The sequence below is a fragment of the Photobacterium sp. GSS17 genome (assembly GCF_028621875.1).
GTDB classification, from domain to species: Bacteria; Pseudomonadota; Gammaproteobacteria; order Enterobacterales; family Vibrionaceae; genus Photobacterium; species Photobacterium ganghwense.
Window position 1 is genome coordinate 501,274 of the sequence record NZ_CP117518.1, and the last position, 15,956, is coordinate 517,229.

General features: G+C 47.8%; 15 protein-coding genes. 8 read left to right on the forward strand and 7 right to left on the reverse strand.

Features of this window, described 5'->3' with window-relative positions:
- Nucleotides 1–21: 21 nt before the first annotated feature.
- The 6 genes from PGW97_RS18645 to PGW97_RS18670 all read right to left on the reverse strand — a co-directional run bounded on the left by PGW97_RS18645 (nt 22) and on the right by PGW97_RS18670 (nt 5,894).
- A complete protein-coding gene (locus PGW97_RS18645) occupies nt 22–771 on the reverse strand; it encodes an MBL fold metallo-hydrolase (RefSeq protein ID WP_273860615.1) in 750 nt (249 codons plus the stop codon).
- 340 nt (nt 772–1,111) lie between these two features.
- On the reverse strand, nt 1,112–2,023 hold the full coding sequence (locus PGW97_RS18650; RefSeq protein WP_273860409.1) for a sensor domain-containing diguanylate cyclase: 912 nt from the start codon (nt 2,021–2,023) through the stop codon (nt 1,112–1,114).
- A 178-nt stretch (nt 2,024–2,201) separates the two neighbouring features.
- Nucleotides 2,202–2,699, reverse strand: coding sequence for a copper chaperone PCu(A)C (locus tag PGW97_RS18655; protein ID WP_047884576.1), 498 nt, complete (start codon nt 2,697–2,699; stop codon nt 2,202–2,204).
- A 43-nt stretch (nt 2,700–2,742) separates the two neighbouring features.
- Nucleotides 2,743–3,291: a hypothetical protein gene (locus tag PGW97_RS18660; RefSeq protein WP_273860410.1), complete on the reverse strand. Its 549-nt coding sequence runs from the start codon at nt 3,289–3,291 to the stop codon at nt 2,743–2,745.
- Nucleotides 3,292–3,504: 213 nt separating this feature from the next.
- Nucleotides 3,505–4,194 (reverse strand): response regulator, encoded by a 690-nt coding sequence (locus PGW97_RS18665; RefSeq protein WP_273860411.1) that lies wholly within the window; start codon nt 4,192–4,194, stop codon nt 3,505–3,507.
- A 20-nt stretch (nt 4,195–4,214) separates the two neighbouring features.
- On the reverse strand, nt 4,215–5,894 hold the full coding sequence (locus tag PGW97_RS18670) for an ATP-binding protein (protein WP_047884573.1): 1,680 nt from the start codon (nt 5,892–5,894) through the stop codon (nt 4,215–4,217).
- 192 nt (nt 5,895–6,086) lie between these two features.
- On the opposite strand from PGW97_RS18670, the gene PGW97_RS18675 reads away from it, so the two are divergent.
- The 8 genes from PGW97_RS18675 (at nt 6,087) to PGW97_RS18710 (ending at nt 15,372) form a co-directional block, all read left to right on the forward strand.
- Nucleotides 6,087–7,070, forward strand: coding sequence for a tripartite tricarboxylate transporter substrate binding protein (locus PGW97_RS18675; protein ID WP_047884572.1), 984 nt, complete (start codon nt 6,087–6,089; stop codon nt 7,068–7,070).
- A gap of 244 nt (nt 7,071–7,314) precedes the next feature.
- Complete coding sequence (locus PGW97_RS18680; RefSeq protein ID WP_217392569.1) at nt 7,315–7,788, forward strand: tripartite tricarboxylate transporter TctB family protein; 474 nt, start codon at nt 7,315–7,317, stop codon at nt 7,786–7,788.
- 3 nt (nt 7,789–7,791) lie between these two features.
- Nucleotides 7,792–9,357 (forward strand): tripartite tricarboxylate transporter permease, encoded by a 1,566-nt coding sequence (locus PGW97_RS18685; RefSeq protein ID WP_047884570.1) that lies wholly within the window; start codon nt 7,792–7,794, stop codon nt 9,355–9,357.
- 168 nt (nt 9,358–9,525) lie between these two features.
- A complete protein-coding gene (locus PGW97_RS18690; protein ID WP_169776017.1) occupies nt 9,526–10,464 on the forward strand; it encodes a LysR family transcriptional regulator in 939 nt (312 codons plus the stop codon).
- A gap of 389 nt (nt 10,465–10,853) precedes the next feature.
- Complete coding sequence (locus tag PGW97_RS18695; RefSeq protein ID WP_047884569.1) at nt 10,854–12,059, forward strand: NupC/NupG family nucleoside CNT transporter; 1,206 nt, start codon at nt 10,854–10,856, stop codon at nt 12,057–12,059.
- Between the two features lie 512 nt (nt 12,060–12,571).
- Nucleotides 12,572–13,099 carry an NADPH-dependent FMN reductase gene (locus tag PGW97_RS18700; protein WP_047884568.1) on the forward strand — a complete coding sequence of 176 codons (528 nt, stop codon included), beginning with the start codon at nt 12,572–12,574 and terminating at the stop codon, nt 13,097–13,099.
- Nucleotides 13,100–13,702: 603 nt separating this feature from the next.
- Entirely contained in the window at nt 13,703–13,939 is a 237-nt protein-coding gene (locus PGW97_RS18705) for a hypothetical protein (protein ID WP_242551958.1), read from the forward strand.
- A gap of 8 nt (nt 13,940–13,947) precedes the next feature.
- Nucleotides 13,948–15,372 (forward strand): porin, encoded by a 1,425-nt coding sequence (locus PGW97_RS18710; protein ID WP_273860412.1) that lies wholly within the window; start codon nt 13,948–13,950, stop codon nt 15,370–15,372.
- A 145-nt stretch (nt 15,373–15,517) separates the two neighbouring features.
- Here the strand turns inward: PGW97_RS18710 and PGW97_RS18715 are convergent, their stop codons facing one another.
- The gene (locus tag PGW97_RS18715) at nt 15,518–15,955 is read right to left on the reverse strand and encodes a GlcG/HbpS family heme-binding protein (RefSeq protein WP_047884566.1); all 438 of its coding nucleotides are present in this window, start codon (nt 15,953–15,955) and stop codon (nt 15,518–15,520) included.
- Nucleotide 15,956 lies beyond the last annotated feature (1 nt).

Here is a 15,956-nt window from a genome sequence, read left to right on the forward strand (position 1 = left end):
AGATGCCTGTTAGACCCAGCTTCAGCGTCGCCGTAGGGCTCGCTTAACTTTACTTTTCACGGCTCGCCAGTGAGTGATCGGTTTGCGTGGAGCGCGTTCCAGCACATGCTGATAGTCTTCTGGGGACGGTGTAATTTCTCCGCCGTGAGCAAGAATGATGGCATCCGGTTCAAGTGCCATAATACGCTGTACTGAGGCGCGGTAACGGTTAGGGTAGAATACGGGAAATGGCGGAATGTAGCGCCCCTTCACTTTTACCATCAAGTCGGCCACATAGACTTTTCTTGATGGTTGGTGATAAAGAGACAAGTCACGATCTGTATGGCCCTGAGTTGAAATGGCTTGCCAATCTGGAAAACCGGGAATCTTTTCGCCGTCATCTAGCAGAAAGTCAGGTTTGAGTTTGGCGGAGTACCAGAGAAAACGACGCGGCTTGCCCATACGTTTGGCAACCCAGTCTGCCAGCACCAGATCGGCCCAATGCATCAACTGTCCGTCAAGTCCGCTGTACCATTGGCCGGGAACATTTGCCGAGGCAATTCTGCATCCTGTTAGTGTTCGTAAGCGGTGTGCAGCCCCGGCGTGGTCAGGGTGCATATGCGTGACAATCACCAGGGATAAATCATTGAATGCACGCTGCAGTGTGTGGGTGATGTAGCTTCTGAGAAGTGGGATATCTGCCCGGCTGCAGCCGTCAAGGAGAAGCAGGCCGCGGCGGTATTCCGCCAGATAAATGGTCTGTATGTAGCCTTCAATTCTGTGAAGTTTGATCATTGATGACACGTCCTGCGTCCTTATGTAAACATCCGTTTAAATTTAATTATGCCCATTTTTTATCGTGCGACAAGTTGCCGTGGTGAGAAATGAGTTAATCGCTCAGAAAGGACAAGGAAGACAGCAGAACAGAAATGACGGCTTAATGATATTTGCGGCTCAGTACCTTGGTTGACTATAGCGCGTCGATAAGTCATTTAAATAAATAGAAAATATAAATGTCTACATTGTAAATTGTAGAAATAGGGTAAGCAGAATGGTTACATTAGGGCGAACTAATGTCTGAGGTGTTCCAGGTATCTATGTCGTTTAATATTGTTAAATATTGAATGGTGATTTATATGGCAATAACCTGATTTCGTCCTCTGTTTTTAGCATTATAAAGCGCATCATCAGCACGGTGAAATAGTGCATGAAACTTTGTGTCATCATTTGACAGGTCTGTTACACCAATACTCAGGGTTAAATTGATATGTGATTTTCCGACATTGAATAAGTGCTTGCTGACGGCCTCACATAACCGGTCTGCTAATAAATGTGCCGCATCGAGCGGGGTGCCGGGTAATAAAAATGCAAACTCTTCTCCACCGATCCGACTGATCGTATCTTCATTGCGAATGTTGTTGCTCAGAAAAATACTGAGTGCTTTCAGTACCTCATCACCAGCATGGTGACCAAAGGTATCGTTGATTTTTTTGAAGTGGTCAATGTCAGCGATCAGCAGCGAGAGAGGAACACCATGGCGCTTGGAGAATGAGAAAGCTTTATCGGCCTGATAGAAGAAGCAGCGCCGATTGGCCAGTTTGGTCAAATAGTCTGTATTGGCTTGATTTTCGAGTTTCAGTTTCAGCTTATGCAACGCAGTGATATCGGTTGATACGCCATATAAGCCGATCACTTGTTTGTCTTTGCCGAAGATTGGCGCTTTGACTGTTTTAAAGACGCGAAGCACTTGCTGGGAAATCAGGTAACCGCTTTCTTCAATTTCGACCAATTGCTTCTTGTCAATAACGCGCCTGTCACTGTCTAAAATCCCCTGTAAATGACTGGAGGTAAAAAAGCTTTCATCACTTTTTCCTATAATGTCATCTGGCGTGCAATGAAAAAGATCGCAAATTAATTGGTTAACGTATAAATAGTTTCCATAAACATCTTTAATATACACATACGCGCCCATATGATTTAAGACACTTTCAAATATTGTGTTTACATTATTTATAGTAAGCTCACTATCTTCAATTTTTATCATTTTTTCCATGTGAAAGGATGAAATAGGGGGAATGATAGTAAGATTCTATATCTCAAATTAACGCATGTGGGTTTAAATTATTCTGTCTGGATGAATTTGTGAAACAATTCATATTATGAATGAAAAAATAAGCTGCCAACTTGGCAGCTTATTTAATTATGATTTTGTTATTTCGCTATCAGTGACCGCTATGATCCATCTTCATCGCATCTGACTGATAAGTCGCTTTTTCAACCTTCACTTCAACTTCTACGGTACCGGCATGTTGGAAGTTCAGAGTGAGCGGGAAACTTTCACCCAGTGCCGGGGTTTTCTTCAAATCAAAGAACATGATGTGCAGTCCGCCGGGTTTAAGGTTCTGCTGGCCTTCTGCAGGAATGGTGATTTCTTGTACTTCCCGCATTTTCATCATGCCATTTTCATTCACATGGGCATGCAACTCGGTTTTTCCGGCGATCGGAGAGCTGGCGCTGAGCAGGGTGTCCGCTTCTTTGCCGTGATTATCGATAGTAAAGAAAGCGGCAGCAACCTGTGAGGTCGGTGGGACTTCTTTTGACCACGGGTGATCAATGTTCAGATTTCCCCCTTTGTATTCATGGGCTGACGCGATACCAGAAAACGTAAATTGTGTAGCAAGCAACATTGTGGCGCAGATGAAGGCATTTTTAAGTGTCATAATTTTTCTCCTTAAGGCTGGAAGGTCAATCCAGCGGTAATAATCACATTGAATACTGAGTTGAGTTAACGTGATCCAGTGGTGGAGAATGTTTGGGCGCAAAGCGGTAAAAACGTTTACTAATCGTAAAGGGAGAGGAAACAGGCTTAACACGCCGACGATAACTGACCAGCGCCATGATCAGTAAAAATGCCCCTTCCAGATTGAAGTGGTTGCCAGGATGCAGTTTAAACACCGGACAGTGGCTTTTCAGGAGAGTCTGATGGTCAGCCTTTGTATGTGATTCAGCCTGGCTGGATTCCAGGCTACTGAGTGAAACCCACTTCAGTCCCTGACTGGTGCATATCAACACTTTGTCCCGTGTCTGCCAGTTTCGTGGCACGTTGCTTAGATATGCGTTTTTTTGATGCTCGTTTACTTGGGGTACTGCTTCTTGGTAGCCAGTTTCTTGGTATCCGGGTAGCAGGCCGACATTGAACACCACCAGTGAAGAAAGTAAACCCGATACGATGATCGACACCACCACCAGGTAACAAAGACCAGTGTGCAGGCTTTTGGGTATGGGAAACAATGTATGGTGGTTGACTGACATTTTTTCAGTGTAGGACTTTTTGGGCGTGAATATTAACAGTCACACATATACTTGTAATCAAAGTTGTTACATAGACGTTGGGAAATTGAGATCTGTCTAACGCTTGTCAGGCTGACCTGAATAATTGGGTCAGCCTGCTGTGCCTGTGCCTGTGCCTGTGCCTGTGTATTGTGATCATTAAAAGTATCAGCTGCCTAAACGTAGTCAGATGATTCACAGCGGATGGTATCGACGTTCAGGACGACCGACAGTGCCGTAAGACACTTCAGCATTCAGCTCGTCGGTACTGACCAGAAATTCCAGGTAGCGGCGTGCTGTCGTCCGGCTGGCACCGATTAACTGCCCGACTTCTTCGGCATTAAGGGCATTGTGGCTGCTTTTGAATACCGCTCGAATTTTGTCCAGGGTAATGCTGTCAATGCCTTTGGGCAGGCGAGGGGCACCAGATGTATTTTGCTGGATTGTCGCTGATTGAAGCAGGCCATCCACATCGCTTTGTACCAGAGATTCCATGTCGGAAAGTTTGCTGAGCTGACCACGAAACTTATCGAGTGACGCCTGCAGGCGCTCAAAAACCAATGGTTTGAGAATATAGTCAAAAATGCCGTAACGCATTGCGGTGCGTAAGGTCTCGACTTCTTTGGCTGCGGTAACCAGAATCACGTCAGTGTTGCAACCATCGGCGCGTAACTCCCGGAGCAAGTCCAGCCCCGTCCCCTTCGGGAACTGGTTATCTAACAATAATAACTGAGGTTGAAATACCTCAATCAAATCACGTGCGTCGTTCAGACTGTGGGCGATACCAACCACATGAAAGCCGTCGATTCTTTCGACAAAACGTCGCTGAATTTCTGCGATTTGTTGATCATCTTCAATGATGACCAGGCTTATTGGGGTTGTCATTTGAATTCCTTTCGTTTCTATCAGTTTGCTGGCCCTGAAAAGGGGATTGGACCGGCATTTAAATCTTTACCGCGTAGTAACTCACTCAGTTCTTTCGGTAAATATAAGGTGAAGCGGCTGCCATATGGCGAAATAGGCTCGACGGTGATCATGCCGCCTAAATGATCGGTCAGGCTTTTCACTAAGTCGAGCCCGATACCATGGCCGGGTTGAGACTTGGTAGAAAAGCCCCGGGTAAAGATTCTCTCACGGTCACTTTCCGCGACGCCTGGCCCTTGATCTTCGATTTCAAAAATCAACTCTTTACCATAATCAGAAAGTGACAATGTCACGGATCCGCCCCGACCATAATGTGCCAGTGTGGCTTCCAGCGCGTTATCGATCAGGTTACCCAAAATGCTGACTAACTGCTCTCGCGGCAAGGCATCAGGCAGTGCCGACATCTGACTTTCCTGCTCAATGTGTAGCGTCAGGCCCAGTTCTTTGGCGCGGTTGTATTTACCCAGCAGGCACCCGGCCAACACACTGTCAGAAGTCACGCTCATCAACTGCTGTATAAAAGCCTGATGACTGGATGTTTCCTGACCGATCACCGCCAACGCTTCGTCTTTAGCGTCTATCTGAATGAGCCCAGCAATAGTGTGGAGCTTATTGTTGTATTCGTGTGCCTGACTACGAAGGCTGTCAGCGTATTGCTTGATACGGGTCAGCTTCCGGCTGACCAGATCGACTTCATTTTTCAGTCGGAAACTGGTGACGACACCCGTGGTCTTATCGTCCTGGCGAAGGGGGATGCGGCTGGCAATCAGCAGATGATTGTGCAGCCAGATTTCTTGATCAAACTGTGGCTGACCGCTTCGCAGAACGTGCAGCATGCCGGTATCTGGCAGTACTTCCATAATATGCTTGCCAATATACTGCTCGTTTTCCGGTAGTTCTAACGTGCGAATTGCCGCATGGTTAAAGGTGGTAATCATGCCTTTCTGGTTGATGGCAACAATGCCTTCCCGCACCGCTTCCAGTGTGGCATTCCGCTCTTCAAACATCTGTCCGATCTGTTCCGGCTCTAAATCAAAAATCGCTTTCTTAAAGTGACGGGCAAACCAGATAGCGGTGAACACACTGAAAGCAAAGGCCGCGGCGATGGCCAGCATCATGGACAAGCGATGATTACTGACTAATTGTTCAACGGTATCAAGCAGATAACCAACGGACACAACGCCGATAATTTGAGTGCCTGTGTGATTGAAAATCGGGGCTTTGCCGCGTACCGACCAACCGATACTGCCTAACGCTTTGGATACATAAGGTATTCCTCCAATAAGCGCTGGTGCATTGGTATCACCGTCATCGTCAGACATGGGTTTCCCAATACGCTCCGGAAATGGGTGAGCGAGGCGGATGCCATCCCGGTCTCCAATGACGACAAATTTTGCTTCGGCAGATTTTGCTATCTTGTAGCTTAAAGGTTGCAGTATGTCGGTGTTTCTTGTTTCAACCGCATCGATCAGCGTGGGGGAGGCTGCAATGGCCTGTGCGACTCGCATGGCCTGGTGGCCAATTTGTTCTTCTAATACTGTATCGAGATAGCGTATCGCGAACTGGCCAAGAATACCTGTCTGTGATACCGCAATGACGCCTAAAATCAACACCATACGTGTTTTTAACTGTAGGTGGCGCAGCGATAATAATTGGGTCATGTGGGTGAATCCTTCCACCAGAACGTGCAGGGGGACTACTTTACCGTTTTCTGTTCAGCTTTGCTGTGAACATTATGAACAAAATGATGTTTAACTTCGTTATTCACAATAAATTTACAATCTGTTAATCGGGATGACGCTGGCATAACTTTAGCGGTGGAGGAACACATAACTATTTTAAGAGGACATCTTATGCTTACTCAGTTCATCTCCCGCAAACGTGTTACTGTACTTGCAGCATTTATGGCGTCGGCATTGAGTGTTGGGCACGCTCAGGCCAAAGTTGAAGAGGTTCATTTCCTGGTTCCAGGTGGCGCTGGTGGCGGCTGGGACAGCACAGCCCGTGGCATTGGCGAAGCCCTGTCAAAATCGGAGCTGGTTGATAAAGTTTCCTACGAAAACATGTCCGGTGGTGGTGGTGGTAAAGCGATTGCTTACCTGATCAAGACCGCTGAACAGTCCCAAGACACGCTGATGGTCAACTCCACACCGATCATCATCCGATCTCTGTCTAACGTGTTTCCACAGTCTTTCCGTGATCTGACTCCTGTCGCTGCGACGGTTGGCGACTTCGGCGCGTTTGTCGTGGCAAAAGACTCTCCTTACCACTCGTTCACTGAACTGGCGGAAGCTTACAAGAAAGATCCTCGCTCAGTTTCTGTTGCTGGTGGTTCTGCTCGCGGCAGCATGGATCATCTGGTTGCGGCACTGGCTTTCAAAGCGGCAGGTGGTGAACCACGTAAACTGAAATACCTGGCTTACGATGCTGGTGGTAAAGCCATGGCGGGTTTGCTGTCTGGCGAAACACAAGTGCTTTCTACCGGTCTGAGTGAAGCGCTGAGCCTGGCTGAAGCCGGTGAGATCCGCATTCTTGCGATGACAGGTGATGCGCGTTCTACTGCAGCACCTGATGTCCCGACGCTGAAAGAGCTGGGCTACGACGCTACTTTTGTCAACTGGCGCGGCTTCTTCGGTGCTCCGGGGCTGAGCGATGAGCAGGCCGATGAGTTTGCTGATGTACTGAAGAAAATGTACGAAACCAAAGCTTGGGAAACCGTTCGTGACCGCTACGGCTGGACTGAAATCTACAAGCCTCGCAAAGAGTTTATGGCGTTCCTGGAGCAACAGGAAAAAGAAGTGGGCGGCCTGATGCGCGAGCTGGGTTTCCTTAAGTAATCTTCAACGGCGTACCCGGATGTTCTGTTCTCCGATGAGAGATTTATCCGGGGCGCCATCTGTTGCGGCGCTGGTTCGTTACTACAGGTTGGCATTCCCGCCTTGTGCCTTGTCCGGGCGCTGTTCGAAATCAATCTAACCTGTTCAGTTCACGTGCTGATCATGTTTTCACTAAATACATGTTTCTGCTCAAGTCATGTTTTAGTTAACGACATGTTTTAACCAAAGAATAGAGGGATCACCAATGACGATAACGAAAGATCATATCGGCGGTCTGGTGTTTTTATGTTTTTCCATCGCCTACGGCTACTACGCCAATGAAATCGTGTTGTTTCCCGGTGATGAATTTGAACCCTTCAACGCCAGATCCATGCCAACAGCCCTGGCTTTAATGGGAGCCGTTCTGGCGGTGTGTCAGCTACTGACGGCCAGTAAAAAAGAGAAAGAATGTCTGAAGTTAACCGGTTACGACTTTTCGCTGGTGGCTAAGTTACTGGTTCTGATGGTGCTGTTTGCCGTGTCACTGGAATGGCTGGGCTTTATGGTGGGAACCATTTTCTTCCTGGCTGGTGGCTACTGGCTGCTGGGTGAGCGAAGAATCAAGATTGTCGTGTTGGCGTCTGTACCGTTTGCTGTCGGGTTTTGGTATGTCCTGACGCAACTGTTAGATATTTATCTGGCTCCGGGCCGGGTCTGGACAATGATGTTGGGGAGCTAAACCATGTTTGATGGAATGATGTCAGGGCTGACAACTGCGTTTATGCCCTTCAACTTACTGATGGTTGTCGTCGGGTGTTTTGCCGGTACCTTTATCGGCATGCTGCCGGGACTGGGTCCTATTTCTGCTATTGCGCTAATGATTCCGATTACCTACGGGCTTGATCCTTCTTCGGGTATTATTCTGATGGCCGGGGTGTATTATGGCGCTATTTTCGGGGGATCAACCTCGTCGATCCTGATCAATGCGCCGGGCTGTGCGAGTACTGTGGTGACTGCGTTCGACGGTTATCCGCTGGCACAAAAAAATCAGGCTGGCAAAGCACTGGCACTGGCGGCGTATTCTTCTTTCACCGGTGGTACGGTTGGCGCCATTATTCTGTTGTTTGCCGCACCGGCTCTGGCAAAAGTATCACTGAGCTTTCAGTCGTCAGATTACTTTGCTCTGATGGTACTGGGATTAACGGCGGTAGCGGCTTTTTCCGGGAAGGGGCAGGTGCTGAAAGCCCTGATGATGACGGTTTTTGGCCTGATGATTGCGATGGTCGGCAACGATGTGATGACCGGCATCCCACGCTTTACCTTCGATAATATCAACTTGATTGATGGCATCAGCTTCCTGCTGCTGGCAATGGCAACATTTGCTCTGACAGAAGTCATTATGACGGTACTGCGTGGCGAGCATAAAGAAGAAGAGCCGCAGATGGACATGAATTCCCTCGGCAGTATGAAGCTGAATAAAGAAGAGGTGAAGCATGTTGCGCCGACTATTGCGCGCTCGTCGGTGTTCGGTTTTCTGGTTGGTGTACTGCCGGGTGCTGGTGCAACTATCGCCTCTTTCCTGAGTTACGGCATGGAGCGAAACCTGGCACCAAAAGCGGAGAAAGCGAAATTCGGGAAAGGCGCGCTTCGCGGGCTGGCAGCACCGGAGTCAGCGAACAATGCGGCTTCTACTGGTTCGTTTGTCCCTTTGCTGACACTGGGTATTCCTGGGTCAGGTACCACTGCTATTATGCTGGGAGCGCTGATTGCTTACGGGATTCAACCGGGCCCGCGTCTGTTTGTCGATAATCCGGATGTATTCTGGTCGGTGATCATCTCGATGTACTTCGGCAATCTGGTACTGCTGATTCTGAATCTTCCGTTGATCCCTTACATTTCTAGATTGTTGGTGATCCCGCGTCCGATTCTTATCCCGTTGATCCTGTTCTTCTCAATCACAGGGGTATATCTGGTTAGCTTCAATGCGTTTGATATTCATATGATGGTTATCATTACCGTGATTGCGACATTCCTGAAGTTACTGAATTTCCCGATGGCACCGATGCTGCTTGGCTTTATTCTGGGGGATATTCTGGAGAAGAACCTGAGTCGATCACTGACCTTGAGTGACGGTAGCTACTCTTTCCTCTGGGAGCGCCCACTGACACTGTCGATCATGATCATCGCGGCGCTGGCACTGCTGATGCCGTTGGTAACTGCGGTGCTGGAGAAGCGCAAGCAAAAGTCTGCTCAGGCGACCTTAACGGAACTGAACGATGGCGAAGCCAGGCTCAAAGCGGGTGAATAAGCTGTTGTTCAGACAAGCCCTTAAGAAGGTATACACATTTAAAATCCCGGTGACTTGCCGGGATTTTTTATTGTCGCTACACTCCGTTGATTTATTGGGATGGAGCCTTGCTAAAAGGCTTTTTCCTTACCGACTCAGTCCTTGTTAACGCTTTCGGGAGAGTGTCCAGTGACCCATGACAAAGCCAGCCAAATGGTGATTTTTGATACCTTATTGCAGGCCGGAAGTTTTACCGCTGCCGCCAAACAGCTGGGTGTCTCGACCTCTCATGTCAGCAAGCAGTTGGGCGCGCTCGAAGAAGCGTTGAACGTAAAGCTGCTGCAGAGGACGACCCGGACATTTACTCTCACCAATGCGGGGCAGGAGTTTGCCATTTATGCCCGCCAGGTTGTAGAAGCCGTTAATAATGCCACGGACTCTATGGCGTTCGAGCGTGATGACGTGGCCGGGGTGCTGCGTCTAGGGTTATCCCAGTCTTTCGGCACCATGCACATCATTCCCGCCATTGAAATTCTGCAGCAAAAATATCCGGAACTGCAGGTTGAGCTGAGCTTGTTTGACCATCAGGCTGATATGCTGGCTGATGGGTTGGATCTTTGGATCACCAACTATGAAAATATTCCGCAGGGCTATGTTGCACAGCGACTGGCTGATACTCGCTTTGTTGTTGCTGCATCACCAAAGTATCTGCTGAAGCGAGAAGTGCCATACCACCCGTCAGAGTTGGTCAACCACAATTGCCTGACTTATCAGAGCCGACAGCGAAACTACAGTTGCTGGGAGTTTGCAAAAGACGGTGAGGCTACCACGGTGAATGTTTCCGGCAATTATCGGGTGGATCTGGCAGAAGCCGTACGAGATGCCGCCGTGGCTGGGTGGGGGGTAGCTTATCTGGCCACATACTTGCTGCGCGATGAGTTTCGGGACGGTAAGTTGATTCAGTTGTTACCTGACTGGCAGGCAGCGCAACGTATGCCATTTTACGCGGTTTATCCGAGCCGTAAGCATTTGCCGCGCAAGATCACGGCGGCGATTGACTTCTTCAAACATCACATCGGCGAACAGCCTTACTGGGATAAAGCGCTGATGCCTTGGGTTAAGCTTTGAGGCCGTGATCCAACCAGATACGAAAATAGCAAAGTGAATGACAAGGATGGGCATCCTACGATTAAGAGCTATTTCTAGGCTCGGCTTTTAGTACGAGACTTTTCAGCATATTCGTATCAGTACAAAACAGGCAGTGGTTAGAGTAAATACAGGTCAGTGTGGTTTTTTTCAGCAGCTCCCTGAAAAGATTGTTCGCGCTGACAGAAATATTTTTTCCATATGGAAAAAATTTCCTTTGGAACTCCAATATTTTCAATACTATCAATTTGTTGAAGACTCTCGACAGGTGAGGTAAGAAACTCAGTAACAAACCGGCAGCAAAAGGATCTTGAAGGCAAACCTTTGCGCTATAGAATGCGCCGCTTCTTCATTGAACGTAAGGTTTTACTATGTCTTCCCTCTTCGGTATTGCTGCGATTCTGCTGTTTGCATACCTGCTATCGACAGATCGCCGGAATATTCCGCTGAAAACGGTCAGTCTGGCTTTCACCCTTCAGGTGTTGTTTGCCTTACTGGTGCTTTACGTACCCGCCGGTAAGGAAGCACTCAGCCAGGTTACTTCTGCGGTCTCCAGCGTAATCGATTATGGTCAGCAAGGGATTTCATTTCTGTTTGGTGGTCTGGCTACAGGCAGTGTCGGGTTCGTTTTTGCCGTTAATGTTCTTGGTATCATCATCTTTTTCTCCGCTTTGATCTCTGCCCTGTACCATATCGGTCTGATGCCAAAAGTCATTAATGTGATTGGCGGCGGGCTGCAACGTTTTCTGGGTACCGGACGTGCCGAATCGCTGTCGGCCACCGCGAATATTTTTGTCGGTATGGTAGAAGCGCCGCTGGTGATCAAACCGTATTTGCAAAAAATGAGTGATTCTCAGTTTTTTGCTGTCATGACCTGCGGTCTGGCCTCTGTAGCCGGCGGCACGTTGGTGGGGTATGCCTCTCTGGGTGTTGAACTGAATTTCCTGATCGCTGCCGCGTTTATGTCAGCACCGGCAGGTTTGCTAATGGCAAAAATGATGGTTCCGCCATCCGCTGAACAGAGCGGGGATGACGAAGTAACCTCGGTTGAGATTCCACGCGCCACCAACGTGGTGGAAGCGCTGGCGGATGGCGCAATTGCAGGCCTTCGTTTAGCGGTGACCGTTGGTGCGACCCTGCTCGCATTCATCAGTGTTATTGCCCTGCTGAATGGGTTACTGGGAGCGGCCGGTGATCTGTTCGGTCTGTCTCTGAGTTTTGAAAAGTTGCTGGGCTACGTATTCGCGCCGGTCGCTTTTTTACTGGGTGTTCCCTGGAATGAAGCCAGCATTGCCGGCTCACTGATTGGCAATAAGATTGTGGTCAATGAGTTCGTGGCATTTATTCAGATGATGGAAGTGAAAGATCAGCTGAGTGAGCACTCTCAGGCAATTGTGACTTTCGCGCTGTGTGGTTTTGCCAATATTGGTACGATGGCCATTTTGATTGGCGGCCTTGGCAGTATGGTTCCTGAACGTCGCTCATACATTTCTAAAATGGGCTTCCGTGCAATTGCGGCAGGCGTACTGGCTAACCTGATGAGTGCTGCGGTGGCCGGAGCCATTTTGTCTTTCTGATTTACACCGCTCCAACCCGTTAATACGTTAAACCAGAAAGGGCCTTCGGGCCCTTTTTTGTGCCTCTCGAACGGGTGTTGAGCCGATAGGCGTTCGCAAAGCCTGCTGGATTAAATGATTACGTTATGTACTTAGATGAAGTAGCTAATCAGATGTAGTAGCTATTCTGATGGAGTAGCCGTTCAGATGGGGACAGGGAGCCAGGGCTTACGTCTGCCACACTGTAAATCGTGTCAGCTTACCGTTCAGCAGTATGTCTCAAACCAGAGGCTCCAACAGTGAAAATATAATCTGTGTTGCATATTTCCTTTTAAGTAAACTTAAAAATTTACTTAATCGATGGGTTTTGGTAGCGTGAGTATTAAGAAGAGCTGCAACAGCGTTGTGGAACGAACCGTGTGCTCCCAATGGGTACCGGTTATCTGATACCACCTTGCGTTAATGAGGTTGAATCGGGGCCTGTGGCTCAATCAAGACAGAGATTAATGCGGAACGATGAAAAGGATATCTGGATGAAAGTTATTGCTTTTGCTGCAACAAACAGCACGACATCTATCAACAAACAACTGGTTAGCTATGCGGTATCGCTCCTCGGTAATGTTGAGGTGGAGCTGCTGGATCTGAATGACTATGAAATGCCGCTATACAGCGAAGATCGGGAAAAAGCGACGGGTCACCCAGAACTGGCCAAGCAGTTTTTGAACAAACTGAATGATGCCGACGCCATTATCATTTCATTTGCTGAACATAACGGATCTTACTCTGTGGCTTATAAGAACGTTTTTGACTGGTGTTCTCGTATTCAGCATAAGGTGTATCAAGGCAAACCTATGGTACTGCTGGCAACGTCACCGGGAGCGGGTGGTGCACAGAGTGTACTGGCGGCGGCAAATGGCTCAATGCCATATTTTGGGGCTGAGGTGAAAGCGTCCTTGTCAGTACCGAATTTTTTTGACAATTTCGACACCGAAAACCAGCGCATGATCAATCCTGAATGGGATGACCGACTACATTCTGCAATGCAACAACTGTTAGCCTAATGCAATTCCTGTCACGCTGTTGTGAACGATGATCACGACATAACCGTTCCAGGTGTTGGATGCTGAACTTTAGCGGCTGCTTTGATTCACCCCCTCAGTTTCATCTGTTGACGGCGGTGATGAATAGCAGCCGTTGGTATAAAGAGCAGCAATCCATAGTCTCGAATTACGACAAGAGGAACGGGAAAATATAAGAACTATTTTATATGTCATATTTTCTCTTTGTTATTTTTAAAAGTTAAATAATTACAACTACCGTTGATTCAGTCACACTCATTACAATAAATATATTTATCAGAATGCGAATTGCTTCTTATTTGACAGTTTATTTCAAAAGGTTTCAAAATATTTTAAATTATTTACTTTTATTTATCTGTCTGAATATTAAGGATTTTAAACCAGTTTCTTCATACCAAATGACTAACTCAAACATCATTGTGGCCAAATATTGCTCAGTTGTGTGTTGAGACTTTTAGTCAACCTTATATAATTCCGCCGTAAACAACACTGTTTTATACGATAGAGTTTTAAACACTATTCCCCATTTTTATTCCAGCTTGTCAAAGCGGAAGGTCGTTCTTTGCCTGCGATTTGGAATCCATTATGAAATTATTGAAATTACACTTGCTGCCTGTTTTAGTACTCGGCCTGACCGCCTGTGGGGGAGGGAGCGGAGATGACACACCTTCGCAACCTACAGTGGACAGCGGATCACGTGCTCCGCATGGATATAAGATGACGCTGAATATTGATCAGAATGATCTACAGGCGCTGCAGAACGTGAAATATGCCTCCAATGGTGGTGCGGGGATCTCTACGCCGGATAATTTCAAAAAATAGGTAATATGATGAAAAAATTGATTATTGGCTCGGCAGTATTGGCTGTCTGCACGCAAGCCAATGCGGCTCCATCAGTTCAAGGTTATTACCAGGCGAAAGAGCTGATTACGTATACCACGGAAAAAATTCAGCAGAACAAAGCGGAATTTTTCATGCTCGACTTTGCATTGACGAAACCGGCTCAGTCACAACCGCTGTGGATTACCTCCAATGATGCGTTGGGATATTTCCAGGCTAACAATACTGATGTAAACGAGGATGAGTTTACGCGGATTTTGACTAAAGTCAGTCCGAATGGTCTTCAGGATCAGTCTGTCTGTCGGGTCGATAGTCAGGGTACTCAGGTTGCTTATTTTGCTAATGGTCGTGATAACTGCTCCGAACATTATGAGCAGCAGCCAATGGCTATGAGTAAAAAAGGCAACAAAGTGTCTTTTATGCGTCGTTGGGATTTCGACAATAATCAGCCGCATTTTGATATTCAAAGTTACGATTACACTGATCAGTCTGAAACATTGACCCTGGACTATCTGCTGCAATTTGAAGGGCGCTGGATTGGTACAGTTGTGCGTATAAACAAAAGCGAAACAACTCTTAGTTCAGGGGAAAAGACACCCACATACGATGTGGCTAGTTATGGGTATTCCGGCCCGCGATCAGGAATACTCTCAGGTGGCGAAAGCTTACTTTACAGTGAAACGCCGTACTATCTCTCAGACAGTGAAGAAGATACTGCGCAAGGTTCGTCGGCAAAACATTTAGTTAACACCCGTTTCTATACCGTCAGCCTTGTGGATGCGGACTATCGTGGGCGCAATCTGGTTACCACAAGTCCGACTTACCAGATCAACCGGGATTTCGTAAAAGCATATACTCTGGAAAATGGAAAAACGGCGTATTTTGTGTCTGATCCGCAAACGTTCCGAATAGATCAATCGCTGACAGGCCCTTACGACAGCGGGGTATATATGGATGAAACCCCGTATGATCCTGAACGAGGCACAGATGCTGCCAGTAGCGGCGAATGGGTAAGCCATGCGTTCAATAACACGCACCATCTTGTTAGTTTCAGCCCGACATACTGCATGATAGAAGATATCGCCAAGGATCGCCCGGTGACCGCATATCTCACCCAAGACGGAACAGGTTCATGGCTACCGTCAATGTATGATTGTAAGCAGCATGAAAACGGGACGGTGCCGAAAGTGTATACCCATTTCATCAACAGCAACGGCGATGAGTTTCCGGTGACGGCATATAAACAGAGTGCCAAAGATATTTTGTATGTGCGTAATCAGCATCCACAGGGAGAAGAGGAGCTGTTGACACCTAATGAGGTAACTCAACTGGTAAATTCATCCCGTTATCAGGAACTGAAAGCTGAGTTGAGTCAGCGATTCCGTTGGTCGGAGCCATACAGTATTCTGTATTAAGACGCGTGCGGAGATTAAGTCAGAAACAAAAAAGGTCGCCGAGGCGACCTTTTTTGTACGTCTGTTTTACGGACTCGGCATGCCGGATTGCTTGGCACCTAATGATTGTCGAACTTGTACATCCGGAAAGTGCCTCCGTAATGGCTCAGGCGGCTGTTTCATCACTATATAAGTCAGCAAATCCGATACCATTGATGGCGCATTGTTCATCAATGTCAGAGAGATCACCACTCACACCAACTGCCCCCAGTACCGTTTTACTGGCATCTCGAATCAGCAGACCGCCGGGTACCGGCACCATATTGCCGTGAGCCAGAACGTTTACGGCAGAAATAAACGCGGGACGAGTGTCTGCATCTTGCGCCAGCTTACGTGATGAGCAACCCAGCGCCAGCGCTCCCCAGGCTTTTGCGATGGCAATGTCCGGGCGCATCATGCTGGCCCCATCCTGCCGTTGCAGAGTGATCAATTTTCCTCCGCTGTCGAGCACCGCGACGGTAAGTGGCGCGCAGTTGCACTGTTTACCGGCCTGAAATGTGCCATCAATAATGGCTAACGCTTGTTGTAGACTTAAACTTCCCATG